Genomic DNA, 24111 nt, shown 5'->3' with positions numbered 1-24111 from the left:
TTTGATTAACGTGGTTGTTTGCGGATACAATAGATATGTCGATGATAGCACAACTTTCCTGGGCGATTTTAGGAGGGGCAACCATTAATTTTGAATACCTCGCCGCGAAGAGCGGCAATATAGAGCGCCCCGAATATATCATCTCGTCTGAGCGATTTGCTGTTATGAGAGATAGCGAAGGTCTAGCCGTCGGCGAGATAGCGGGCAGAGACAGTGTCGCCGCTATTATCAAGGCGTGCGAGGCACACGACATAGATGCGGTATTGCCTACCGTCGTCTACACCGGCACGGAGTATGGCGATTGGGGCACACCCTTGCGAAACATCGAATTCCTAAAGAAAGCGCTTGGGCAACGATGCGCCGTGTTCGAGCCGGTCTTTTTAGGCAATCCCGAACTTTGGGCGGCGCTCAGCGGCAAGTATGCGACAGTCATAGCCCAAGAATTCGGCGTCTACTCACCATGCTTGGCATGCCACCTCTATATGCACCTGTGTCGCGTGCCCCTGGCCAAAGCGCTAGACAACGCGCCTATTATTTCAGGAGAGCGCGAGACGCACCAGGGAGTCATTAAGCTTAGTCAAACGCCGCTCGGTATCGACGCCTCGGTCGAGGTGCTCGCCTATGCCGGCATCGAGCTGCTCCTCCCTGTCCGCCATATGGAAGACAACGCTGAGATAAGGCGCCTGGTCGGCCCCGGCTGGGAGCAAGGCCAGCGTCAGCTCGAATGCGTCTTAAGCGGCAATTATGCCGGCCTCGATACGGATGTCGCTTATGACGAAGGAGCCCACCGACGATATCTCGACGAATTCTTGATACCGTCCGGCAAAGCCGTAATCGATACGTGGCGTACGAACGCCACTGTCGATTACTCTCGGATAGTTAAGGATATTTTGAAAATTGTCGCCGGTTCACGAGCATGAAAGCGATTCTGATTATCCTCGATGGGCTGGCCGACCGGCCTTGGCCCCAGCTCGATGGAAGAACACCATTGGAAGCCGCGCATACGCCCAACCTCGACAAGCTGGCCGCTATGGGGCAGACGGGGCTTCTACAATCGCTCGGACGGGGCCACGCACCCGCGAGCGAGATCGCGCACTTCGTTATCTTCGGTTACCCGCAGGAAGATTACCCCGGGCGCGCCGTCTTCGAGGCAACCGCCGAGGGACATGTTTTAACCGGTGACGAGGTAGTCTACCGCGGTCTCTTTTCATCGGTTGAACAACGAGAGGGCGGCCTGCGGGTAATGCGGCGCTTTATGGGCGCCGATGATGACGCCTGCGCCGAGCTGTCCAAAGAGATAGCGCACTTTGAGAAAGACGGTGTTTCGTGTGAATTCATCTTCAACACGCGCCAGGAGGGCATTCTTTTCTTGCGCGGCGGGGCGAGCGAGGATGTCACCGACGCCGACCCGTATATCGAAGATTTGCCGGTCATCAAGGTAGAGCCGCTCGAAGACGCGCGCGAACCTTCGAGCGCGGCGAAGACCGCTGCTTGCCTCAACTCGTATTTAAACATGGCCTACCGGCGTCTCTCGGAGCACCGCATCAACAAAGAGCGCGCGGCGAACGGCTTGCCGCCGGTAAACTTCCTCCTGATAAAGTGGTGCGGAAGAAAACGCTTCTTGCGCCCGTTCGAAGAACAAAACGGTTTAAAAGGGGCGAGCGTCTCGACCGGGCTTATGTATAAAGGGCTCGCGGCCGAGATAGGGATGGACTGGATTGGGACTAAATACCTCCCCGACTGGTGCGATGACCTGGTAAACCGGCTCAAGTTAGCCGAAAAAGCTCTCGATGACGGTTATGAGTTCATCCATGTCCATACCAAAGGCCCCGATGAGGCGGCCCACAAGAAAGACCCCGCACTCAAACGCGATGTCATAAGCAGTCTCGACGAGGGGCTCGGCTATCTCTTCGAGAACTCTCTCATCAGCGACGATAATCTTATCATAATCACCGGCGACCACGGCACCCCGAGCGGCACGCGGCTGCTCCACTCCGGCGAGCCGGTTCCGCTCCTTATGCTCGGCAGGTATACCTACGCGGACGACGTGAGGGTTTTTAACGAAAAGTCATGCGTTTACGGAAGTCTCGGCAGAATCGAAGGGAAAGAGATGATGCCGATCGTCCTCAACCAGCTTGACCGCATTAAATACATGAGCGCGAAGCTGCAGCCGTTCAACGGTATCTACTGGCCAAAAGAGCTTAATGCGTTTGAGGTGGAAGAAGAGAGTTGAGCTACGAAGAATCCTTCATCAGGAGAGCTTGTTTTAGACTCTCAAAGCTTAAGTCCTCCATGGCAAGCTCCGAGTAACGCCTCCCTATCTCGTTGACGCTGTGAGAATCCGATGACTGGATATAGCGAACGCCGTTGGTGCGCGCACGCAAAATCTCGCGGCTCTTCTTGTCAACAACCTCGATCGCCGACAACGGGGCGTCTTGGACGAGGTACTCGACGATGGGGCGGTTCATCAGGGAATAATCCCCGAAAAAACGGTCGATGTGGGCGATAAAGGTCATCCCTCCCAGCAAAGCGACCTTTTCCGCGACGCGCGCAGGGTCAAATTCGATAAGAACTCTCGGCAACAGCTCAATGATGCGCTCGGCCTTCGGAAAGTCTAAGAAGCCCATCAACTCCTCGAACCCGGCTTCAGCCGTATCGGGTGGCAAAAGCGTTATCAGATGAACCTCTTCGCTGCTCCAGGTGATTTTAAGTTCACTGCCGGCGACGACCATCAGCTTTTGCGCGCCCCCCGTAGACAACTCTTCGGCGGCGTCATAGGCAGCTCTGAAAAACTCCACCGCAAAGTGGTCGCTTATGCCGAGCACATCGAGGCCCGCAAGCTGAGCCGCCCGTACGATATCGGCGGCGCTTGTGTCGGCGTGACCCCGATAGTCGCTCGTTATTATGGGGCTGTGATTATGAAGGTCTATTTTGTATTTCTGCATAATTACCGCGATTCAAATCGCCGGGCCTTATTACCTGCCTATACTGGTTAATTATACCAAACTCAGCTGCCGGAATAAATCGCGCCGGTCAAAAGTAAGGCGTTGAGCGTTAGACGTTGCCGAGGTGGACGAAGTCGAGCTTCCGCTTGGCGATTGCCTCTGCCGTGCGCAATGTCTCGATTGGGGTAGGGCCGGCCGTCATCTTATACGAGGGGAAATACCGGCTAAAATGAAGCGGGGTGTCTTTGCCGAGCTTATTCGCAACCCAATCCACCAGCTTTTCGATATCCTCTTTCGCGTCGTTAAGTCCGGGGATGAGCAGGTTGGTGATTTCGATGCGGCACCCGGCTCTCTTCACGGTCTCGGCGGTTTTCAACGGGGGCCTGAAATGGCCTCCCAGCAGACGGTAGAAATCTTCGTTGAAGCCTTTTATGTCGATATTCATGGCGTCGACGAGGGGGAGCAGCTCCCGCAGGGGCTCTTCCAGCACATAGCCGTTGGTCACCAGAACGTTGTAGAGGCCGGCCTCTTTGACCAGAGCCGCGATATCTTTGACATATTCGTACCAGATAAAAGGCTCGTTATAGGTATAGGCCACCCCAATGCATCCGCCGGGGGCGTATTGCTTTGCTATCTCGACTACCCGCTCGGGGGTCATCTCTTCAGTCAGTCGCTCCAGCGCGTCCTCGACCGCAAGGCCCGGGGCGCTGTCGCGCGGTTGAGCGATACTCCAATTCTGGCACCATGGGCAGCGCAAGTTGCAGCCGATGCCGCCGATTGAAAAGATGGTAGAGCCCGGATGAAAGTGGTAAAGGGGCTTCTTTTCGATGGGGTCGAGATGGGTCGAGCTGACGCGGCCGTACCCCATGGCATAGAGTACCCCGCCTATGTTCTTGCGTATGAAACAAAAGCCGGTATCGTCGGGCTCGATTAGACATAGCTGCGGACAGAGCCTGCATCCGACCACATCGTCGTCGCGTTTTTCGTAGAAGCGCGCTTCTTTCATAATAGTATTCTACCCCAGCCCGCATCTGGGGTCATGGGCTTAGCAAAAAAGATCGCCGAATAAGTGTGTCCGTCTAACCATGCGACACCGGGAACCCTACTTACCGCCTTCTTTTGGCTGGTGGTGCATATGCCACAGACCGCGCCTACCCCCGCATTTACAAGCATGGGGACCCTTATGCATCAGCATAGCCTTACCCATCAGCTTGAAATAGGACAAGAACAAGCAGCCCAGAAAGAGACCGAAGATCACCACGAGCGGCCCGGTATCGGTAATCGGCTCATAGTAGACGCTCTCGGGCGTGACGGTAATAAATCCTACGGGCTTTATGTGCGCGCCCATTCCTAAGCCGCTTCCTTCGCCCTCTTGTTTCTCTTCCGCCTTCATCTCGCCTTTCCCGCCGCCGCCGCCCCATCCGTATGATATCTTACCAACCGGAATTATTACTTTGTCGCCGGCTTGGCGGGATTCGCCAAATATGGTCTCCGTGTTCATCTTACCGATTTGGCCTACGACATTTGCGACCATGTGCTCAAACTCAGACAAAACAATCACCACCTCCGTGTATTCTTCTTAGATATTCCCAAAGTCTTGATGTTTTATAGGCTAAAACCCCGGTAACCCACAAAAGAATTGCAACACCAGCCTCTTATACGGTTTTCTTTTAACAATCTTTATAATTTATCTGGAAGCGGTTAACTATTAACTAAGCATGTTCTATAATATTGGCAAAATAGCTTTTTCCGGCAATCATTGCGGCACCTATTGGGGGGTCCTTACTTTGGCCAAAGGTTCTAGTAAGGTTGAAGCTTGGCAACTTGTATTATCTATACTCTATATTCTCCTCGGAACCATCATCGGCGTGCGCTTGGCCGCCGAATTTTCAGGCGGCGCGAAAACTTCATCGTTAGCAATCGAAATCCTTTTATTGGTCGCGGCAACCATTGCGATATGGGCGTTCACTTATGGCTATTCAAAGCGAAAGACGATAAAGAAAGAGAAAGACCTCGCCAGAAACTCCATCAGAAAAACCTTCGAACTCCTCAAGACCGCCAACCGCACCCTCGACAACATCGATATGAAAGCCGCGACCATCCTCAACAGCAACACCGATAAAGACTTGGACCGGGCGCTTGCGCACGAGTTTGTCCAAAACATCCGCACCCAAGTCGTCGAGATATACAACGATATAAGCGTCTGCATCGAGGAATGGCGCATCGTTCTCGAAGAGGAGTTCGATGAGATAGAGCGGCGTGAGCGCCAAATAGACAAGCTGGTCATCGACCAAATCGTCAAGACGCGAAAACTCCACGAACTGGAACGCAAAAACGACGCCGATGCAAAAGAGATCGATATCCTCAGAGGCGACCTGGACAGGCTGGCCGAAAAACAGCGGGTCTCGCGGACGAGCATCTTGAGCGAGTCGCGAAAACTGGTCGGAGCGCCCATAACCACTATCATGGACATCACCAGCGCTTCTTACTCCATAGGAAAATTCGAGCCGGTAATCAAACAGCCGGTCTATGTCAGCAAGAGCACCGACGTCGAAATTGAAAACACCCGGTAGCAACGGACACGTTGGATTCCTTAGCCCTCACCGGCACCCGGCGAATCGGGCAACTATTCTAACGTTTCCTTCTTTCTCCTATTTCTCATGAGCACAAATAACTGCCAGCCGATAAGTATGAAGACGGCGGCGGCGGCGGCGATGGTAATCAAATCAAAGGTGGAGTAGCTCGAGCTTCCCTCGACCTCCCTGGCCTGCTTTAAGCCTATCTTCCACTCGTCCGGCTCAATCCTCGTGGTGGAGGCGATATCGCTGAATTCGATTTCGCTTATATATGTGACATCCGGATAGATTCCCTTGTAAACGCTGTCTACATCGATTTTTACATACTGCGTCTGTGTCGGCTTGACTTTGAGAAACTGCATCTCCAGGCGGTCTTTAAGTTCGAACTGCTGTTTCGTGCCGTCGCTGAAATAAACGGTAACATGACGCGGGCGGTTGAAATACTTGTACATGCTCTCCAGTTGACCATACCCCGGGATTATGCGAACTTCCCTTATCCATTTCTTTTTCTCGAAGTACGCTATAAACCATTCGCCCTTACCGGGACCCCCATAGGCCCAGGCAGTCGAGAAATCCTCGTCGAAGAGGTTGGTTCCCTCAAAGATAGTATTGCCGTCAGTGTAGACTAGGGATACCCTCAACCGCGACAGCTGCCTGCTTTTCTTGCCGAAAAGCTCGACGCTAATCTCCCCGCTGGGCTCAAAGTTATCGAGGGTCCATCGCATTTGATTTTGACTCGGCTCAAAACCGACCGGCTGTATCGCATACTTGCCGGTAACCTCCCCGAAGCCCTTCGGATATACCACATTCTGTTCGGTCACGCCTCCGGCCAGGTGTAGGATGTAATCCGCATGGCCGACCGTGCCTTTCCAACTCGCCGCCGGCGCCAAATTAATTAGCAACTTGTTCTTTGACGGTGATATCCGCAGCCAATAGCGGTGTACGACGATTCGGCGCTGACCCTCCGCTAAAAACATTTCGTGTTTATGCCAGTTTATAGTGCCGTTCATAAAACCTAGCTGCTCATCATTGGTCTTAGATGTCTTGACATCGACCGGCTCTCCGTCTACATAAGCGCTAAAATTATAAACCCCGTACTTTAACTGGTCTTTGGTGTTTATCTCCTCCGGCAAGCCGATAAAAAACGTCTGAGCTTCGCCGGAATTATGGAATTGATATACGTTTTCAACCTCCGCATAACCATAGCGCAGCCATACCTGCATGACCTGGCGTTCCAGGGTTATCGAAGCGCTCTCTTTCGCCTTTAGGGGAAGCCCCGAAGAACCTAGATACATGCTGTTTGCTTGCGCGATTGCGGGTATGAAGAGAACGAAGAGCGCGGTAACGAGTAAGCTAAAAACGAACCTTTTATTGTTCATCCAGTCCACCTTGCCGATATGGCCCGCTTGATCCTATCGGCCAAACATTTTGGCCTGCCGACTCCATATCTTAGTCCATTTTATAAGATTTCCGGCTAACAAGCGATGATTTGCGAGATTATCCGTTGGAGGCTTTTAATTGCGTTCAGAATAGAACGCTAAAGGTTCTCTATGTTGTCCTGTAAGTTCTCGAGAACCGCCAAGGACCAGCCTAGAAAGCCCATGAAGAAGAAGTTGTCTTCATCATGATCTCCGATATGCCAGAGCGCGTGCGCGGTCTCGCCCGGACTAAAGCCTATCCAGGGGATTGATATCTCGACCAGAATTTCCTCGACGTCGAGGACCAGGTCTTCGAATTCGTCGTCGAGGCTTATCATCCTGTCTATATGTGCGATAAGGTTGGTCGTCTCCACCCTCAGTTCGAAGAGGTTGTCGACAAAATAGTTCGACACATCCTCGGGGCACCCTTTGGCTATAAGTTTGCGCATTAGTTGTCCGCTTTGGCGGCGCGTGTGCGCTTTTAACTCATCGTCCAGCCCATTCTCTAAATCGGGGCTCTGCAAACTTTCGAGTATCTCATCCAAGTCATCCGTCGCTTCAGCATCCTTGCGACCCTCGTCGTCATACCACTTATCGGTCATCGCATTCAACCTGTCCATTAGCGTGTAATAGCCGCGGGCGAAGCGCTCCGAAAAGTAGCGCAGCGTCTTAACCGACTCGCGCAGCTCCAATATCTTTTCAGCGAAATCAGTCGTGGTCTCGACTTTGAAAAGCTCGACGAGCTTGGTATTAAAATCGAGCGCCTGGAGATACATCTGCGCCAGATTATACGCGGGCTTGGCGGCTATCATCGCCGGCACCCGGCAATCGACGAATTGCCTGTATATGGCCTTGTTCGTTCTCGACAAAGCGTTTTCACCATTCGCGGCCTCGGCGAGGTCTTTATCCCAGTCCATCCATATCCCTTCAAACTTCCATGTTCACTGCTAGTATCGGTAGCGCCGTAAACATCATGAGCTTCACGGCATACTACCAAATCGTAGCGAGTTCTCGCGGCGCATCACCATTATGCTTACCACCCGACACTCGCGGTCAATAGATGCAGCATACCACGCCCGGCGCGCACCTTCAAACAGCCGGCGCTCGGTCGCCTGTCATAACTGCGGGGTTAAACTCGTCTTGGCCAAGAGAGGATAAGGGCGTGGTCGACCGCGAGGCGAATCTTGCCGGTTAGCCGAAATAGCGCCCGCGCATAACCTCGGAGACTTCGCGTGTGAGCGTAAACGTCCGCTCGGCTAAATCCCGCCTCATGGTTCCGGTACCGCAATTCGGCGTTATGAGCGCGCGCTCGACGATAAGGTCTTTGTCGATGCCTTTATCGACGAGAAGCTTCATGCCGGCTTCAAGCCGCTCGACGAGGCTTTCGGCGGTCTCGCCGGCTACCTGCTCGGGGTCGGGCAGGCCGGATGGGACTATACCCCAGGCCAGCGCGCCCCCGCGCTCCAAAAACGCCTTCAGTTCGGCGGGATAGAGCGCCACGGTTTCGCTATAATCGTAAGCGTCGAAGCTTATGACGTCGACGGCGGTCTCGGTCAGCAAGCCCCAGTCGGTGTTGCCGCAGCAGTGGATGCCGGTGAACGCGTCGATGGTGTTGATTATCTCGTCTAAGTACCGTATGACGTCGTCTCTGTTGAGGCTGACGTACGCGGAGCCTATCTGCATAAGATACGGGTCATCGATGAAGATGAGCGCCGGAAGTTCGGGGCGGACTTCCCTAAATTTCTCGACCTGGTATTTGCCTTTCAGCGCGAGCGTTTTAAGAATACCCTCGCGAAGAATATCATCGTAGAACCCGGGTTTCTTGTCGAGGTCGGCCACGGTAAAACCGAGCGTGAGCGGCCCGACGATGTGTCCCTTGAGCATCCTTATCCCGGGATACTCCTCATCCTTCAGAATATCGAGAAACCGGTGGAGCCCTCGGGCGTACTCGCCGCTTATCGCGAGCGCGTCGGCGTCGTCGTTGAGGTAACTCTCATAGAGCGTTTCGAACTCGCCGGCTATGTCGCGCGTCTGGTCGAAATAGCACCTCCGCTCGGCCTCGTCTACTACAAGACCCGGCATCCCCTCTCCGTACTGCGCGTAAATGCTCTCCCGGTAACTGATGTTCGGCAGTTGCGGCCACATCGGTATCTCGCGCAGGTTGTCGAGGACCAGCCGGCACGCGGCCTCCGGGTCGGTGTGGGGTACGCTTCCTATCGCCGTCGCCATACATCCGGCTTCAATTGACACGGTCGTCTCCTTTAATGCTTACACGATACAGGCTCCATCATAGTCGATGAAGCCTGTATACATGATAGCATTTTATGTTAGAACATCAACTTGATGGCCCTTACCGGGCAGGTGTCGATGCAAAGCTGACAGAAATTGCACTCTTCCTGGTCGAAGAGGAGCGTCCAGTCATCGACGTTGATCGAGAGCGCCCCGGGGCGACAGACACCGACACACGAGCCGCAGTCGACGCAGATGACCCGGTCGACGACGATGTCTTTGATGGCCTCCTCGACGGTGACGTGCTGCTCTTTGAGAAACTCGATAGCTTCGCCTATCTTCTCCTTCGGGCCCTCCAAGTCCATGACAAGGGTTCCTTCGTTCTCATCTATCTTCGCGCGCAGGATATTCGGGATGAGACCGTAATCTTTCACCAGGTGATATGTGATTGGCTTCCCTATGCTCTCTTCCGGGAAGTGAAGGACGATTTTTTTCTTCGCCATTTAAATCTCCTCCTCTGACACGATCTCAAGCGGCTTGAAGGTGCTGTCCATCGGGAAATTCTGAATCGGCTCCTGAAGGAAGAACTTACCCGCTTCGACCCACTCCTTGAGCGTAGCCGCTATCTTTCTCGCCTTGCTGTAGCTGGATATCGGGGCGGTCCGAACCTGCTTGCCGTTTATCTCTATTTTCCCGCTTCGAAGCTGGGCGTAACTAACCTTGCCCAGATTCGGCCGCGAGCGCTGCCGCACGCTATAGTCGAATATCGTAGCATAGATATCTTTATCCTCAATGCTCGCTTTTTCGACTACATCCTCATCGAGAACCGGGATCGGCACGCCCACGCCCACAAACAACGAGGCGCCGTAGCCGTGGAAGACCGCCGCGCGCATAAATTCGGTCTCCATCTGCTTCAAATCACCGATGAGCGCGAGCGTCCCCGCCGGCGCTACCGGCACACCGTTCTCGGTCCGCGCCTGCGTCGGGTTGAACTGCGTCCCCTGCCAGGCCACATAGCCCTGCGCGCCGCCTATAAATATCCTCGTCCCGATACCGATGGTACGGTAGAACGGGTCGTTAATGAGCGGGCTCAGCCGGCTCGCGCTGCAGTAGGTCGCGTTGCCCAGGCGAGGCATAAGGGTGCTCATATACGTGTACATAATTCGCGCCGACGAATTCACGGCGACCGCGTAGTTCTGGTAGGCGTTTCGCGGGTTAAAGAGATAGGCTTCGTTTACCACATCCTTGTTGATATAGGTGGTTATCTCTTTTCGCGGATAGCAATCGGTGCCGTATGCGGTGGCGACTAATTTTACTTTCTTGCCGGCAATCAAATCCTCGATGACGTGCGCGCCGCTATACGCCATACCGAGTGTCTCGGAGAGTTCGGTCGCGCCGACGTAGGCGTCGACAGCGGCGAGGCCCGCATAAGCCGGCACATCGTTTAGCCACACTTTGGCCATCTTTATCGGCGGGTCGGAGTGGCCGAAATTGATGAACGCGCCCGACGAGCACATGGGCCCAAAAGTCCCCGTTGTTATAACATCTACCTTTTGTGCGGCTTTCGCCACACCGTCCTCCTTGACGATGTCGATGATTTCTTCCGCGGTTACGACTACCGCTTCGCCCCGTCTGATTTTGTCATTAATCTCTTCGTAAGTCTTTGTGACGGCCATATCAACCTCCTTTTCACCTTTGACTCTGTCTCCCTGTCGGTTGCGGCCGGCATAAACCGCCCGCAAATAAAAATACCCCTCATCCCGTATGGGACGAGAGGAAACTCCCGTGGTACCACCCAAATTCAGCAGGCATATTAATTGCGATAGCGCGTCTACTCAACTGCGCTGCGCCGCGCCGCAATACTCCACGCGCTTAGCACCGACACTTATTAGCGCTGGTGCTTAAGATGCCGGCGTTTCGCCGGCGATGCCTGCCGCACTCTTATCCGCATAACGGGCGGAAACCCGTCCGGCTCTACTTGGGCGCTCGCCCTTTCTTCCGGAAGCTCCGAGACCATGTTCGACCGCATCACCGCCCCGGCTTTCACCAACCCCAGGTCGCTTCTCGCGTTAATTGTCGGTCTACTCATTCTCTTTGTCGCTAATAGCTATATGTTTTGTCTTACGCTAGCACGCCTTTGAGCGGGTTGTCAACATAGTTAAATTCATATCTTTTTAATAGGATTTTCTCAAACTTATCATAGAGTTTCTATCTCGTAAGAATATGTGATATTGGCGGCTTGCGGTATGGCAAGCATGGTCATGCGCACCGAGCAATACTTCTCTTCTGAAAGCTCTATTGAGCGCTTTAGCGCCTCCTCGTCTATATTGTCGCCCTTGACGCGATAGACCAACTTTATCTCGTTGAACGATTGGGGATACTCCTCGCGCCGGCTCCCTTCTACAGCAACGGAGAATTCGCGCACTTCTTGGCGCTTCTTCCTCATGATGGAGATAACGTCCATCGCGGTACACCCGGCCAGCGCGATTAGTAGCAGCTCGGTCGGTTTCATCCCGACACCCTCCCCGCCGGCCGCGGGCGGACCGTCCATGACCACCGCGGAATTGCGCTCGTTTATCCCGACAAATTGCAGCCCGTCCACCCATTTAACGTTCGCTTTCATATGTCGCTCATCCCTTTCTTGAAACCCTATTTAAATATCGATAAAGGTTTCGATGTGTCCGTCAGATAACAAGAGTAGCCGTTGTCGGTATTATCTCCTTATCTCCCTATATGTCTGCCGGTAAACCCGCAATCTCGCTTAAAGACCTTCCCTATGCAAGCAGGCGCTTAAAATACCGTTAATTTGGGTATATTTTGCTTGATTTATACCGAGGTAAAGAAAGGAGACCTCATGTTGGAACTGACCGATTTAAAGGTAGAGGTTTCTGGAAAAGAAATCCTGCACGGGGTCAACCTTACAATCGACACGGCACAGACGCACATCCTGTTCGGGCCGAACGGCGCCGGGAAGACGACGCTTCTAATGTCGATAATGGGTTTTCCGGAATATAAGGTTACCGGCGGCCAAATACTCTTTAACGAAGAAGACGTTACGCGCCTGCCGCTACACGAGCGGGCGCGGCTCGGGATGGGGATGAGCTTCCAACGACCGCCGACGATTAAAGGATTAAAGACCCGCCAGATAATCGAGCTTTCGGGGCGCGGCGGGGCGAATATCGACGAGATAGCGGGGGAGGTAAATCTCGGGTACCTCCTCGACCGCGATGTCAACGACGGTTTCTCGGGGGGTGAGATAAAGCGCTCCGAGATAGCGCAGCTCATAGCGCAACAGCCAAACTTCGTCTTGCTCGACGAGCCGGAGAGCGGCGTCGACCTCGAGAACATCTCGCTCTTGGGAAGCGCCATCAACAAGCTCCTGCAAAAAGACATGAAGCGCCAACGCGTCAACTCGTGCCTTATTATCACCCATACCGGCTATATCCTCGATTACGTCGAGGCCGATGTCGGGCACATCCTGCTCGGCGGGCGAATCTCCTGCTCGGGAAACCCGAGGGAGATGCTCGGGCACATCAAAAAAAGCGGTTATGAGGAGTGTGCGATATGTCCAAGCTGCTAGATGATTTGACGAAACGGGCCGAGGCGGCCGTCGACAAAAAGGCGCCCTTCGGCGAGGATATCGATTTGAAGAAATATATCAAGCCGTCCGAACGCTATGAGTATGTCGAAAACCTCGAGACCCTTAGCGCGGAAGAAAAAGAGCGCCTGATGGCCGTCGGCATCGACACTAAGGCCGAGCAGCGCTCGGGAAGCTTCATCCAGCACGACACGACGGTTAGGCACCGCGACTCGACGCAAGAGGGCGTCGAGGTGATGGGCACCGCCGAAGCGCTCGCGAAATATGACTGGATGGAGGAGTACTGGTGGAAGGCGGTCGCCGTCGACCAGGATAAATACACCGCGCACGTCCAGCTCCACCAAAACGACGGCTATTTCATACGCACGCTGCCGGGGGTGAAGACCACCTTCCCGCTCCAGGCCTGCCTCTACCTCAAAGAAGAGCAAATCACGCAGAACGTCCACAACATAATCATCGCCGAGGAAGGCTCGGAGCTTCATATTATCACCGGCTGCACGACCGGTCCGCACGTCAAAGAGGGCATCCATCTCGGGGTCTCGGAGTTCTTCATCAAGAAAGGCGCCAAGGTCTCGTTTACGATGATACACGGCTGGAACGAAAATGTCGCCGTGCGCCCGCGAACCGGTATCATCATCGATGAGGACGGGGTCTTTCTCTCGAACTATATCCTGCTCAGGCGGGCGCACTCGCTGCAGATGTACCCCAACGCCTACCTCAACGGCGCAAACGCGACCGCGCGGTTTAACTCCATCATAGCCGTGCCCGAGGGCTCGCACGTCGATGGCGGAGCGCGCACCTACCTGCGAGCGCCCGGCGCGAAAGCCGAGATAATCTCGCGCACCATAAGCACCGGCGGCACCGTTATCTCACGCGGCCACATGATAGGCGAGGTGCCCGGCGTCAAAGCGCACATGGAGTGCAACGGCCTTATCCTGAGCGAGCACGGCATAGTCGCGGCGGTCCCGGAGCTTGAGGGGCGCGTCGCCGACGTCGAGATGTCGCACGAGGCCGCCGTCGGCAAGATCGCCAAGGAGGAGATCGAATACCTGATGGCGCGCGGCTTAAGCGAGGAAGAGGCGAAGTCGACCATCATCCGGGGATTCCTCGATGTAAGGATAATGGGCTTGCCCCCGCATCTCGAAAACGCCATCAAGAGGGCGGTCGAAACAGGCCAACAGGGGTTTATGTAGTTGCGCCGCGGCTTTGCCGCGCCGCTCTTCCGCGCGATAACAAAATGGATTTGGGGGTTGCCGATTACCGGCCCGCCACGAGCATCGTGACCGGCGGGCGGGCGGCGCCGCGTGCGGAACATCATTTTTCGATACCACTCACTCCCTAAAAAGCCCGCTCAAGCTAATCCCTATGCGTTTGCCAGGTTTTAATTATCACTTTGGGAATACCCTAGTATAGTGTGATTAAGCGAAAACGCCGCATTCGCGGCATAGGATTTAGAAGACGGACATCTTATCAGGAGGTGAGATCGATGACGACAAGGACGACAACATTTGGTAGACTACTCGATTGGGCTGGTGTTAAAAGCGTAAAGAAAGACGCCTGGAGTGTTATCAAAGTCGAGAAGATGCTCGATGAACTCGGTATCAGCGAGTATGAGTTTATGTATCAGGCGAAGGCTGTTAAGCTCAGGCATCCGGAAGACCTTACGAAAATCATGCTCCACACGGTTCCGTCAGAGGTTTCGCACGATTACAACCTGATTTTAGGCAAGATAAACGAGGACATGAAGCTGAAGGTCGGTTCCTGGCAGTTCGAAGCTAAAGCCTAGGGTTTACGACAAACAAAGAGCCGATAAAAGCGGGGTTTCAACACCCCGCTTTTTTGTTTTCGCGTAAACCGGCTTACGCCGTCGTTAAGGCGAGTTTAGCTTCTCTTTGAGCACATCCATCATTATGTAGTTGGCCTCGTGCGTGATACTGTCTTTGAACTCGGGGTCGATTTTCGTGCTTGCCGTGCACGGGTAGCTTGAAAGCCCCTTGCAGGCGACTTCGAGTAGTTTGTCATCGGCCGTCGCGCCCTTGAAGAGGCGGGCGAGATAGTAGGTCGCGCCGCAGGGCGCGCTCGTTATTACATGGGCATGGGTTACGATGCCGCCGTCGATATCGAGTTCGACCTCGGGACGGCCCACCTTAAACTCTTCGATGAACGCTTTGATGTACTCATAGCCGTCTCCGGTCAAGCGGCAGAACGGTTTAGGCGCGGCGAACTCCAGTCCGAGTTCCGCGCACTCCTCTTCGAGCCGGGCTTTGGTCCAGCCGCCGAGCCAATCCGGGTCCTCCACCGGCGCGATGAGCGCCCTGCTCCCCGCCTTCGCGGCCAATTTCGGCACGTCAAGCAGGATATCGAAATGGATGTTGAACGCGAGCGTGATATCGTGACCGGGCACGGATGCGGGAAGGTATTCTTGCGGGTCGTCGATGAACTGGTCGGTTAAGAGCGGCAGCTTGTGTTGGCCCGCGATATTGCCGGATAGGTCGTCTACCAGGCTCAGCCGGCACTCGACGCAATCGTCGTGGCACGCGGTGCAGAGGCTCTCATCGTTGCTCAAGTGCTTGATGAAGCGTTGTGCGAAATTCTCGTTAAAAGCGAGCGCGTATTCGCTTTCTTCCTTATTAAGCACCCGGGGCGCCGCCCCGGCGGAGATTATGTACAGTTTTATTGGTATCACCTGTAATTCCGTGCTTGAACCAGTCATCACACCGGCACTATTTACTCATACAGCGGCACCGCAACCCCCGCAACGCCACACCCCTACCGCTTCTCCAACGGCGCATAACTCAATAGCAGCGTCTTTTCACCTTCGGCTTCGAAGAAGACGGTCAGCTGCTCCTCGCTCTTGACCGAGACGACGCGGCCCACGCCGAACTTCTGGTGGAAGACGTTATCGCCGACTTTGAACGAACCTATTTGGGACGGGGGTTTAGCCTGGGTGTCGACTTTTACGGCGTCATCGGTCAGCTCCGGCGGTATCTCTTGCAGGAATCGCGAGACCGAATTATAGTTTAGGCCGCCCCAGAGATTGCGCGACCAGGCATTACAGAGGTAGAGTTTTTGCATCGCGCGGGTGATGCCGACGTAAAAGAGCCGGCGCTCCTCCTCAAGCTCGGTCGTATCGGTCATCGAGCGGATATGCGGGAAGACGCCGTCCTCCATGCCGACGATAAAGACAACGTTAAACTCGAGTCCTTTGGCGTTGTGGACGGTCATCAGGGTCACCGCGTTGTTCTCGTCGTCGAGGTTGTCGATATCGGCGATGAGCGCGACCTCTTCTAGAAAGGCGTCGAGCCCGCTCTCGGCGCGGGTGTCCTCGAACTCCTTGACGACGCCGATAAACTCCTTGACGTTCTCCGCCCGGTTCTGGGCCTCCATCGTCCCTTCGTCCTCGTAGGCCGTGAGGTAGCCGGTCATATCGAGCATCGCCCGCACCAGGTTCTCGAGCGTCTCCTTCTCCTTTAGCGCGAGCAGCTCATCGATTAGCGCGAGAAACTTCTTTATGTTCTTCTTCGCCCCGGCGGAGAGCGCGCCTATCTCATCGACATTCTTCAAAGTCTCGCTGAAGACGATGTTCTTCTTAAGCGCGTGGGCGTCGATTTTAGCGACAGAGGTGTCACCGATGCCGCGCTTCGGCACATTGATGACGCGCTTCAAGCTCACCGTATCCTGCGGGTTTGACAGCACGCGCAGGTACGCGAGAACATCCTTTATCTCGGCGCGGTCGTAAAACTTCAAACCGCCGACGATTTTATAGGGCGCGCCGTAGCGCAAAAATATCTCCTCGAGCACACGCGACTGGGCGTTGGTGCGGTAGAAGACCGCGCACTCTTTATAGCTTCTGCCCGCTTTTACCAGCCGCTCTATCTCGCTCGCGACGAAGGTCGCCTCTTCGTGCTCGTTTTCTCCCTGGTAGCGGGTTATAAGCTCACCAGCCTCGTTCTTGGTCCAGAGCGCTTTAGGCTTGCGCGCCCGGTTGTTTTGCATCACGTGGTTGGCCGCGCTTAGGATGGTCTTGGTCGAGCGGTAATTCTGCTCAAGCTTGACGACCCGCGAATCCGGATAATCCCGCTCGAACTCGAGGATGTTGCGAATATCGGCCCCACGGAACCCGTAAATCGACTGACAATCGTCACCAACAACGCAGAGATTACGGTGTTTGCCCGCTAAAATCTTCACCAGCTCGTACTGGGCGAGGTTGGTATCCTGGTACTCGTCGACAAGAACATATTTAAATTTATCCTGGTAGGCCTCGAGGACCGACGGGAAAAGCTCGAAAAGGTTGACCGTCACCATTATGAGGTCGTCGAAGTCGAACGCGTTGCTCTTATAGATGCGCTCCTGGTAGAGCGCATAGACGTCGGCGATGACCGTCTCGGCGTAGGTCGCGGCGCGCATCGCGAACGCCTCGGCGTCTATCATCTCGTTTTTAACGTTGGATATCGCCCCCGCGACCTTCTTTGCGGGGTAGCGCTTGGTGTCGATGTTAAGGTCGCGCATACAGTATGTGACGAGGCGCAGCGAGTCGGCGGCGTCGTAAATGACAAAGTTGCGATTATAACCGAGGCGCTCGGCCTCTTGCCGCAAGATGCGCACACAGGTCGAGTGAAACGTGCTCACCCACATCGCGCGGCTTACGCTGCCGACCAGGTTCGCCACGCGCTCCTTCATCTCTTTCGCGGCTTTGTTCGTAAAAGTGATGGCCAGTATTTCGAAAGGGCTTATCCCCCGCTCCTTGATGAGGTAGGCGATTTTGTGGGTGAGTATTCTGGTCTTGCCGCTCCCCGCGCCGGCCAGAACCAGCAGGGGTCCTTCGCCGTGCGTTACCGCTTCGCACTGGACCGGATTTAATTTATCTAACATCTGCTACCTCGCAAAATTCGACCCCTTAAAATTCGTTTTGTCGCGCAATTCTATACTGTGTCTGTTTGTGAACGCGGCGCAAAAAATAAAGGCCTTAAAAGTCCAGGCCTTCGATATCTCCTGCCGCACTGCTTATTATAGCGCATCGGCCCGCTCATTTCTAAGCCCTCAACGGATTTTCGCCATGACCACGGCGCGAGGCCGCCAATCGATCGTTTCGAGTACCTTTTTGATGATTCAAAGCGACCATCAGCCTGCATCAGCTCGCTTGCTCGCAGCAGGCCTCTTACACCAAACCTCCTCCATCAACCTAGCCCCCAACACATCCGCTATCGGCCCGACCTAAGCCATCAGCCGCTTGGCATAAGGTGATGCTGGCTGTGCAAATACAGGGGTAAGACTATCGAGAATTACTGCTCGCGCTTCGCTACAATCCTCAGACCCTAGCAAAAATCTGCGCCATATAATTAGAACTTACAGAAAACCAGTGTCCCCTTGTCTATCCTTGTCTTTCGCTTTTATGTTTGCGGCGCCGTTTGCGCGCGGCATCGCGAAGAACATATTCTATTTGGGCGTTGACACTCCGAAGCTCATCCGCAGCCCATTTCTCAAGTTCCGCCCAGAGGTCGGCGTCGATGCGCAATAAGAATTGTTTGCGTGAAGCCATGTCATACACCTTCAAATATTGGAAATGTCCTTTGTTCGGCTACCCAGAAAATGCGTCTATATCCATAGCAATATTGCGTTTTACGAATAGAGCGTGCCCGCATTAACAACCGGATGCACTTCACTCTCACCGCACAAGACGACCATTAGATTGCTGACCATCGCTGCCCTGCGTTCGTCATCAAGGTCTAAAACGCCTTTTGCGGCGAGTTCTGAGAGGGCCATCTCGACCATACTGACCGCGCCATGGACAATTTTACGGCGGGCGGCGATGACGGCTTCAGCCTGCTGGCGACGGAGCATTACTTGGGCGATTTCAGGGGCATAAGCGAGGTGCGTCAGGCGCGCGTCGTCAACCTCGATACCCGCCACCCCGAGTCGCTCCCCAAGTTCGATAAGCAACGCTTCTGAAACCTCCCGGATGTTGCTGCGCAGCGTGATTTCCTCTTGCGAGATATCGGTATCGTCACCGTGGTCATAGGCGTAGGCGGTAGCTACATGGCGCAGCGCCGACTCGCTCTGCATCGCGACGTATTTCTTATAGTCATCGACATCAAAAACGGCTTGCGCGGTATCATTAACACGCCAAACGAAATGATATCATAAAAATATCACGATGTTAGCATTGTTAATATTCTTGCTTGCCATTATTGAAACAATATTTCTTAAAATGACTTGAAACCTGTGGTTCTTATAATTATACTATCGCTTGTATATATAGTCCTATGTGTTAAAGCATATATGAGAATCACGGTGGGTCTGTCTAATGAAGCCGACTGAAGGGTTAACCAGACTCCAGACGCTTGAATGAATAGAAAAAGCTAGAACATATTTACTTCGACTTTTTAAAAATCTTAAGAAACGAGGTATAATTAAACATGCCAACAGTTTTAAGGCTTGGACGGTTTCGTTTCTTCTTTTTTAGCAATGAGGGGCATGAGCCGGCGCATATACATGTTGAATCCGGTGACTGTTATGCTAAGTTTTGGCTTGACCCTGTGCAGCTTGCAAGATCAGTAGGGTATAACGCACGGGAGTTGAACGAACTAAGAAAGCTGGCTATTGGAAACGTAAAATTTTTTAAGGAGAAATGGCATGAGCACTTCGGTAGCTAAACAACCCGAGGCAATGGCTTCTACAGTATGGTTTGACGATGATATGATGCATATACGCCTCGTAGATGGGCGGGAAATTGGTGTGCCTCTTGGGTGGTTTCCCAAATTAAGAGATGCAACAAAAGAGCAAAGAGAGAACTGGCGACTGATCGGTAAAGGCGTTGGCATACACTGGGATGAGTTAGATGAAGATATTTCGGTCAGTGCTTTACTGAATTAAACTGACAAGCCCGTTAAATTAAACAAGTGCCCATCCTTAAGACAAGCACTTGTCAACATTTGTTAAATACATTTCCAGGAAAACCTAAAGCTAATCCTACACAACCCGCTTCCCCAACACTTCAGCAATCGGGCGTACCTCACCGACCAACTGCCTGAGCTGCTCGGGCGTCAAGGATTGCGCGCCGTCGCAGAGGGCTTTTTTCGGGTTGGGGTGCGCCTCTATCATAAGGCCGTCGGCGCCGGCTGCGACTGCGGCGCGGCTCATCGGGATAATATAGTCGCTGTGGCCCATGGCGTGGCTGATGTCTACGATTATCGGGTGCGAGCTGAGTTTCTTCACCACCGGCACGGCGGCGATGTCGAGCGTAAAGCGTGTCGCCGTCTCGAAGGTGCGAATACCGCGCTCGCACAATATAACGTTGGGGTTGCCCGCCCGGGTGATGTACTCGGAGGCGAGCAGCCACTCGTCGATCGTCGCCGACATCCCTCGCTTTAAGATAACGGGGATACGGCGCTCGGCGCTGAGCGCGCCCACCTTCTTGAGCAACGCGAAATTAGCCATGTTGCGGGTGCCGACCTGTATCATGTCGACATAGCTCAGCACCAGCTCGACATGTTCGGTATCCATTACCTCGGTCACCGCTTTTAACCCATAGGTCTTGGTCGCTTCGGTAAGATATTTCAACCCTTCTTCCTCGAGGCCCTGGAAGCTATAGGGTGAGGTGCGCGGCTTGAACGCACCGCCGCGCAGATACGTGAGGCCAAGCTCGGCGACGGCCTTAGCGACCTCCATCACCTGCTCGCGGCTCTCGACCGCGCACGGCCCCGAGATTATCGTCAATTCACCATTCTTTATCATTCCGGCCACCTAATCCAAGCTCTTCATCGTCTGCAGCAGGGTGTCGTAGATTCTTCTTAAATCGTCATCATAAAGGGGGCCGTTGTTTACCGCGGTTATCTTCTGGAATATCTCTTCTTCTCTCCCGGGGTCGTAAAGGGGCAAGCTGCTTTTGGCTTTAAGCGCCCTGATTTTCAGCGCGAGTTCCGCGCGCGTGTTGAGTTTTTCGACCAGCTCATTGTCGATAACATCGATTTTAGCGCGCAACTCCTCTATCTCGCGCATCGAGTCCTCGCTCATATCATTCCTCCTAAATTTAACCTTACAAATTGAAACTTACAATCTCGCACCAATCATATGAACGCGAGTTTACTCCCACTCGATCGTCGCCGGCGGTTTCGAGCTGATATCATACGCCACGCGATTGACGTGGTCGACCTCGTTTATAATCCGCCTCGATATCCGCTCAAGGATATCATAGGGTATCCTCGCCCAATCGGCGGTCATCGCATCCTCACTGGTGACGGCGCGTATGATAATAGGATAGGCGTAAGTTCTCTCATCACCCATAACACCGACACTCTTGATGCAGGGAAGTACGGCGAACGACTGCCATATCTCGCGGTAGAGACCCGCGCGCTTTATCTCCTCTTCGAATATCGCGTCCGCGTTGCGCAAGATATCGAGGCGCTCCGCGGTTATGTCGCCGATAATGCGCACCGCCAGGCCCGGTCCCGGGAAGGGGTGGCGCCAGACTATCTCATCGGGCAAGCCCAGCTCTTCGCCGACCGCGCGCACCTCATCCTTAAACAGGAGACGGAGCGGCTCGACCAGCTCGAGCACCATGTCATCGGGGAGCCCGCCCACGTTGTGGTGCGTCTTTATCCGCGCGGCGTCTTTGGTCCCGCTCTCTATTACGTCGGGATAGAGCGTCCCTTGGACCAGAAACTTCGCGTCGTGGAACTTGGCGGCCTCTTCTTCGAAGACCCTGATAAACTCCTCGCCGATTATCTTGCGCTTGCGCTCGGGGTCGGTGACCTCTTTTAGTTTATCGAGAAAGCGGTCTTGCGCCGACACGTGTATAAGGTTTATGTGGAAGTGCTTGCGGAAGGTCTCCTCGACTTTGACCGCTTCGCCCTTGCGGAGCAGCCCGTGGTCGACGAAGATGCAAACGAGGTTGTCTCCGATAGCTTTGTGGACGAGAATCGCCGCAACGGACGAGTCGACCCCGCCGCTCAAGCCGCAGACGACCTTGTCGTCGCCGACCTGCTCGCGAATTTTGGTGACGGCGTCCTCGATTATCGAGACCATCGTCCAGTTCGGGACGCAATCGCACGGCCCATATAGAAAACTCTTGAGCATCTCCATCCCATAGACCGTATGCGCGACTTCGGGGTGGAACTGGACTCCATAAAGTTTTTGGTCGTGGTTCTCCATCGCCGCCACCGGCGAACTATCGGTATGCGCGGTGATTTTAAAGCCGTCGGGCGCGCTCTTTACCGCGTCCGAATGGCTCATCCAAACGACTTGGCTTAGCGGGATATTGTGAAAAAGCTCCTCGTCACTGTCGACGACCAGGTCGGTCTTGCCATACTCGCGGTTGCCCGTGCGGGCGACTTCACCGCCGAGCGAATGCGCCATAAGCTGCATCCCGTAGCAGATTCCGAGTACGGGGACACCAAGTCTAAAGAGTTCCGGGTTTGCGGCGGGCGCGTTTTCGGCGTAGACACTCGCCGGCCCTCCCGAGAGAATTATCCCGCTCGGGTTCTTCGCTTTTATCTCTTCAATCGAGATGTTGTGCGGCACTATTTCGGAGTATACCTTACACTCTCGAACGCGCCGCGCAATCAACTGCGCATATTGTGCGCCGTAATCGACGACTAAAACTGTTTGAAATTCGCTTGTTAAATCAGGCGTTGTCAATCGGGTTCGTCTCCTTCATGGTAAGCCAACGAATTGGCCGCTTAAAACATCTATTATGCCTGCATATAGTCATATTTGTAAATAGAATACAGCTTTCACGCTCGATTTACACGACAAAAGCGCAAAAAGCCGGTAGCCGGAGAACCGGCTCCCGACTCCTTTATTGCATTGCCGTCAATCGGCGGCTCCACTTAATCGGCCCCATAATGCGCCGCGTCTAAAATCTCTAACGAACGGCTTGCGGCCGCGTACTAGCACATCCCGACACCCTGTGATTGCTGCAAGACCTTGCCCTCGGTCTGAAGCGACGGTGCCACCAAGACCTCGGCTTTTTGGAACTCCTTGATGTTCTGGTAACCGGTAGTCGCCATAGATGTCCTGAGAGCGCCGAAGAGATTGAGCGTGCCGTCATTCTCGCGCGCCGGCCCGAGAAGCAACTCCCGGAGCGTGCAACGCTGTCCCGCGTGAACCCGCGTGCCTCGCGGAAGCGTCGGGTGAAATGTCGCCATGCCCCAGTGATACCCGCGGCCAGGCGCTTCTTCCGCTTTCGCGATAGGCGAGCCTATCATGACCGAGTCCGCGCCGCAGGCGATAGCCTTGGCGATATCGCCGCCGGTGCGCATGCCGCCATCGGCGATTACATGGCAGTAACGACCGCTCTCTTCGAGGTGGGTTATCCTGGCCGCCGCGGCGTCCGCGATAGCGGTCGCTTGCGGCACACCGATACCGAGCACGCGGCGCGTCGTGCACGCGTGGCCCGGCCCCACACCGACCAGGACGCCGACCGCGCCGGTTCTCATTAAGTGAAGCGCGGTCGAATACGAAGCGCAACCGCCGACGATTACCGGTATATCGAGACGGCCGATAAACTCTTTCAAGTTGAGCGGCACGACCTGGGTACTGACATGCTCGGCGCTGACGACCGTACCCTGGATGATAAGGATATCGAGGCCGGCCTCTATCGCCGTCTTATAATACTTCTCGACCTTTTGCGGCGTGAGCGAGGCGGCAGCCAACACACCACCCGCTTTTATCTCTTTTATTCGCTTAGCTATTAATTCTTCTTTTACCGACTCCCGGTATAGCTCCTGCAAACCGCGTGTCGCTTCCTTGTTGGACAAGGCCGCTATCTGGTCGAGCACCGGGTCGGGGTCTTCGAATCTCGTCTGGATACCCTCGAGATTGAGTACCGCCAGCCCCCCCATTTTGCCCAACGCGATCGCGAGCTTAGGGTCGACTACCCCATCCATCGCCGAAGCCAACAACGGCAGCTCGAACTTGTTTCCCGCAAGTTCCCAGATTATGTCGATATCTTCAGGATCACGCGTCCGCCTGCTCGGGACAATCGCGATGTCGTCAAAACCGTACGCCCGTCTCCCCTTTTTTCCTCTCCCAATCTCTATCTCCATACTCCCTCCCGATAAGTAATTATAAATATGGTTAATGTTCTTAGTCTACACTAACACGCGCTGTTATTGAAACAGTACCCCGGACACGACATAACCTACAGCGCGGCCAAGCTCAGGCCGTGAAATCCGCGCCAACGCGGCCATGTTTTCTATGCCTCAGCAGACATATAGCCGCACGGCGCCCGCATTCTTAGCGTTAAACAAAGACCCGGCTCTGCTCGTCCCCGTCGGGGTTGAGCTTCCCGGGCTTATAGACCTACATATGACTGGAGCCAATCGAATAAGTGCTCAATTTCAGGG

24 protein-coding genes, 1 pseudogene and 1 other annotated feature are annotated in these 24111 nt (G+C 54.3%); of the genes and pseudogenes, 8 read left to right on the top strand and 17 right to left on the bottom strand.

The window, feature by feature from the left end; all coding sequences use genetic code 11:
- Positions 1–35: 35 nt before the first annotated feature.
- Both KGZ93_07735 and KGZ93_07730 read left to right on the top strand, forming a co-directional pair.
- On the top strand, positions 36–920 hold the full coding sequence (locus tag KGZ93_07735; protein MBS3909502.1) for a hypothetical protein: 885 nt from the start codon (positions 36–38) through the stop codon (positions 918–920).
- Positions 917–2233, top strand: coding sequence for a phosphoglycerate mutase (locus KGZ93_07730; GenBank protein MBS3909501.1), 1317 nt, complete (start codon positions 917–919; stop codon positions 2231–2233). The genes KGZ93_07735 and KGZ93_07730 overlap by 4 nt, the downstream gene beginning before the upstream one ends.
- 1 nt (position 2234) lies before the next feature.
- Here KGZ93_07730 and KGZ93_07725 read toward each other — a convergent pair whose 3' ends face one another.
- The 3 genes from KGZ93_07725 to KGZ93_07715 form a co-directional block, all read right to left on the bottom strand.
- The gene (locus tag KGZ93_07725) at positions 2235–2945 is read right to left on the bottom strand and encodes a hypothetical protein (protein MBS3909500.1); all 711 of its coding nucleotides are present in this window, start codon (positions 2943–2945) and stop codon (positions 2235–2237) included.
- Between the two features lie 109 nt (positions 2946–3054).
- Positions 3055–3951 carry an AmmeMemoRadiSam system radical SAM enzyme gene (gene amrS, locus KGZ93_07720; protein ID MBS3909499.1) on the bottom strand — a complete coding sequence of 299 codons (897 nt, stop codon included), beginning with the start codon at positions 3949–3951 and terminating at the stop codon, positions 3055–3057.
- A gap of 96 nt (positions 3952–4047) precedes the next feature.
- Positions 4048–4497, bottom strand: coding sequence for a hypothetical protein (locus tag KGZ93_07715; GenBank protein ID MBS3909498.1), 450 nt, complete (start codon positions 4495–4497; stop codon positions 4048–4050).
- A 235-nt stretch (positions 4498–4732) separates the two neighbouring features.
- Between KGZ93_07715 and KGZ93_07710 the strand changes: the two genes are divergently transcribed.
- Positions 4733–5518 carry a hypothetical protein gene (locus KGZ93_07710; protein MBS3909497.1) on the top strand — a complete coding sequence of 262 codons (786 nt, stop codon included), beginning with the start codon at positions 4733–4735 and terminating at the stop codon, positions 5516–5518.
- 53 nt (positions 5519–5571) lie between these two features.
- Here KGZ93_07710 and KGZ93_07705 read toward each other — a convergent pair whose 3' ends face one another.
- From KGZ93_07705 to KGZ93_07680, 6 genes are all read right to left on the bottom strand, one after another.
- Complete coding sequence (locus KGZ93_07705; protein ID MBS3909496.1) at positions 5572–6900, bottom strand: hypothetical protein; 1329 nt, start codon at positions 6898–6900, stop codon at positions 5572–5574.
- Between the two features lie 158 nt (positions 6901–7058).
- Complete coding sequence (locus tag KGZ93_07700; GenBank protein ID MBS3909495.1) at positions 7059–7856, bottom strand: hypothetical protein; 798 nt, start codon at positions 7854–7856, stop codon at positions 7059–7061.
- Between the two features lie 274 nt (positions 7857–8130).
- Positions 8131–9189 carry a hypothetical protein gene (locus KGZ93_07695; GenBank protein ID MBS3909494.1) on the bottom strand — a complete coding sequence of 353 codons (1059 nt, stop codon included), beginning with the start codon at positions 9187–9189 and terminating at the stop codon, positions 8131–8133.
- Between the two features lie 77 nt (positions 9190–9266).
- Entirely contained in the window at positions 9267–9671 is a 405-nt protein-coding gene (locus KGZ93_07690; GenBank protein ID MBS3909493.1) for a 4Fe-4S binding protein, read from the bottom strand.
- Positions 9672–10844 carry a homocysteine biosynthesis protein gene (locus KGZ93_07685; GenBank protein MBS3909492.1) on the bottom strand — a complete coding sequence of 391 codons (1173 nt, stop codon included), beginning with the start codon at positions 10842–10844 and terminating at the stop codon, positions 9672–9674.
- Positions 10845–10930: 86 nt separating this feature from the next.
- Positions 10931–11275, bottom strand: a binding site (T-box leader).
- 90 nt (positions 11276–11365) lie between these two features.
- On the bottom strand, positions 11366–11791 hold the full coding sequence (locus tag KGZ93_07680; protein ID MBS3909491.1) for an OsmC family protein: 426 nt from the start codon (positions 11789–11791) through the stop codon (positions 11366–11368).
- A gap of 231 nt (positions 11792–12022) precedes the next feature.
- On the opposite strand from KGZ93_07680, the gene KGZ93_07675 reads away from it, so the two are divergent.
- The 3 genes from KGZ93_07675 to KGZ93_07665 all read left to right on the top strand — a co-directional run bounded on the left by KGZ93_07675 (position 12023) and on the right by KGZ93_07665 (position 14552).
- Positions 12023–12748 (top strand): ABC transporter ATP-binding protein, encoded by a 726-nt coding sequence (locus KGZ93_07675; protein MBS3909490.1) that lies wholly within the window; start codon positions 12023–12025, stop codon positions 12746–12748.
- A complete protein-coding gene (locus KGZ93_07670; protein ID MBS3909489.1) occupies positions 12733–13959 on the top strand; it encodes a SufD family Fe-S cluster assembly protein in 1227 nt (408 codons plus the stop codon). The genes KGZ93_07675 and KGZ93_07670 overlap by 16 nt, the downstream gene beginning before the upstream one ends.
- Positions 13960–14252: 293 nt before the next feature.
- Positions 14253–14552, top strand: a complete 300-nt coding sequence (locus KGZ93_07665) for a hypothetical protein (GenBank protein MBS3909488.1) — start codon at positions 14253–14255, stop codon at positions 14550–14552.
- Positions 14553–14636: 84 nt separating this feature from the next.
- On the opposite strand, the gene KGZ93_07660 is transcribed toward KGZ93_07665, so the two are convergent.
- The 4 genes and pseudogenes from KGZ93_07660 to KGZ93_07645 all read right to left on the bottom strand — a co-directional run bounded on the left by KGZ93_07660 (position 14637) and on the right by KGZ93_07645 (position 18895).
- Entirely contained in the window at positions 14637–15404 is a 768-nt protein-coding gene (locus KGZ93_07660; protein ID MBS3909487.1) for a hypothetical protein, read from the bottom strand.
- 131 nt (positions 15405–15535) lie between these two features.
- Positions 15536–17638, bottom strand: coding sequence for a DNA helicase PcrA (gene pcrA, locus KGZ93_07655; GenBank protein MBS3909486.1), 2103 nt, complete (start codon positions 17636–17638; stop codon positions 15536–15538).
- 499 nt (positions 17639–18137) lie between these two features.
- The gene (locus KGZ93_07650) at positions 18138–18305 is read right to left on the bottom strand and encodes a hypothetical protein (protein MBS3909485.1); all 168 of its coding nucleotides are present in this window, start codon (positions 18303–18305) and stop codon (positions 18138–18140) included.
- Between the two features lie 80 nt (positions 18306–18385).
- Positions 18386–18895: pseudogene (locus KGZ93_07645) on the bottom strand (SPFH domain-containing protein).
- Between the two features lie 287 nt (positions 18896–19182).
- Here KGZ93_07645 and KGZ93_07640 point away from each other — a divergent pair.
- Complete coding sequence (locus KGZ93_07640) at positions 19183–19419, top strand: DUF4160 domain-containing protein (protein ID MBS3909484.1); 237 nt, start codon at positions 19183–19185, stop codon at positions 19417–19419.
- Complete coding sequence (locus tag KGZ93_07635) at positions 19400–19639, top strand: DUF2442 domain-containing protein (GenBank protein ID MBS3909483.1); 240 nt, start codon at positions 19400–19402, stop codon at positions 19637–19639. Before KGZ93_07640 ends, KGZ93_07635 begins: the two co-directional genes overlap by 20 nt.
- 96 nt (positions 19640–19735) lie before the next feature.
- Here the strand turns inward: KGZ93_07635 and aroF are convergent, their stop codons facing one another.
- The 4 genes from aroF to KGZ93_07615 form a co-directional block, all read right to left on the bottom strand.
- A complete protein-coding gene (gene aroF / locus KGZ93_07630; protein MBS3909482.1) occupies positions 19736–20500 on the bottom strand; it encodes a 3-deoxy-7-phosphoheptulonate synthase in 765 nt (254 codons plus the stop codon).
- A 9-nt stretch (positions 20501–20509) separates the two neighbouring features.
- A complete protein-coding gene (locus KGZ93_07625) occupies positions 20510–20779 on the bottom strand; it encodes a chorismate mutase (protein MBS3909481.1) in 270 nt (89 codons plus the stop codon).
- A 69-nt stretch (positions 20780–20848) separates the two neighbouring features.
- Positions 20849–22402 (bottom strand): glutamine-hydrolyzing GMP synthase, encoded by a 1554-nt coding sequence (gene guaA / locus KGZ93_07620; GenBank protein MBS3909480.1) that lies wholly within the window; start codon positions 22400–22402, stop codon positions 20849–20851.
- 251 nt (positions 22403–22653) lie between these two features.
- Positions 22654–23811, bottom strand: a complete 1158-nt coding sequence (locus tag KGZ93_07615) for a GuaB3 family IMP dehydrogenase-related protein (protein ID MBS3909479.1) — start codon at positions 23809–23811, stop codon at positions 22654–22656.
- Between the last annotated feature and the right edge of the window lie 300 nt (positions 23812–24111).

It is taken from the genome of Actinomycetota bacterium (assembly GCA_018333515.1).
Lineage (GTDB): Bacteria > Actinomycetota > Aquicultoria > Aquicultorales > Aquicultoraceae > Aquicultor.
The sequence above is the reverse complement of the archived record's forward strand: the minus strand, read 5'-3'. Positions and strand labels throughout refer to the sequence as shown.

Coding starts and splice junctions, on each gene's coding strand:
- KGZ93_07735 (MBS3909502.1), top strand. CDS start 36: ATGTCGATGATAGCACAACTTTCCTGGGCGATTTTAGGAGGGGCAACC.
- KGZ93_07730 (MBS3909501.1), top strand. CDS start 917: ATGAAAGCGATTCTGATTATCCTCGATGGGCTGGCCGACCGGCCTTGG.
- KGZ93_07725 (MBS3909500.1), bottom strand. CDS start 2,945: ATGCAGAAATACAAAATAGACCTTCATAATCACAGCCCCATAATAACG.
- amrS (MBS3909499.1), bottom strand. CDS start 3,951: ATGAAAGAAGCGCGCTTCTACGAAAAACGCGACGACGATGTGGTCGGA.
- KGZ93_07705 (MBS3909496.1), bottom strand. CDS start 6,900: ATGAACAATAAAAGGTTCGTTTTTAGCTTACTCGTTACCGCGCTCTTC.
- KGZ93_07700 (MBS3909495.1), bottom strand. CDS start 7,856: ATGGACTGGGATAAAGACCTCGCCGAGGCCGCGAATGGTGAAAACGCT.
- KGZ93_07690 (MBS3909493.1), bottom strand. CDS start 9,671: ATGGCGAAGAAAAAAATCGTCCTTCACTTCCCGGAAGAGAGCATAGGG.
- KGZ93_07685 (MBS3909492.1), bottom strand. CDS start 10,844: ATGGCCGTCACAAAGACTTACGAAGAGATTAATGACAAAATCAGACGG.
- KGZ93_07680 (MBS3909491.1), bottom strand. CDS start 11,791: ATGAAAGCGAACGTTAAATGGGTGGACGGGCTGCAATTTGTCGGGATA.
- KGZ93_07675 (MBS3909490.1), top strand. CDS start 12,023: ATGTTGGAACTGACCGATTTAAAGGTAGAGGTTTCTGGAAAAGAAATC.
- KGZ93_07670 (MBS3909489.1), top strand. CDS start 12,733: ATGTCCAAGCTGCTAGATGATTTGACGAAACGGGCCGAGGCGGCCGTC.
- KGZ93_07665 (MBS3909488.1), top strand. CDS start 14,253: ATGACGACAAGGACGACAACATTTGGTAGACTACTCGATTGGGCTGGT.
- pcrA (MBS3909486.1), bottom strand. CDS start 17,638: ATGTTAGATAAATTAAATCCGGTCCAGTGCGAAGCGGTAACGCACGGC.
- KGZ93_07650 (MBS3909485.1), bottom strand. CDS start 18,305: ATGGCTTCACGCAAACAATTCTTATTGCGCATCGACGCCGACCTCTGG.
- KGZ93_07640 (MBS3909484.1), top strand. CDS start 19,183: ATGCCAACAGTTTTAAGGCTTGGACGGTTTCGTTTCTTCTTTTTTAGC.
- KGZ93_07635 (MBS3909483.1), top strand. CDS start 19,400: ATGAGCACTTCGGTAGCTAAACAACCCGAGGCAATGGCTTCTACAGTA.
- aroF (MBS3909482.1), bottom strand. CDS start 20,500: ATGATAAAGAATGGTGAATTGACGATAATCTCGGGGCCGTGCGCGGTC.
- KGZ93_07625 (MBS3909481.1), bottom strand. CDS start 20,779: ATGAGCGAGGACTCGATGCGCGAGATAGAGGAGTTGCGCGCTAAAATC.
- KGZ93_07615 (MBS3909479.1), bottom strand. CDS start 23,811: ATGGAGATAGAGATTGGGAGAGGAAAAAAGGGGAGACGGGCGTACGGT.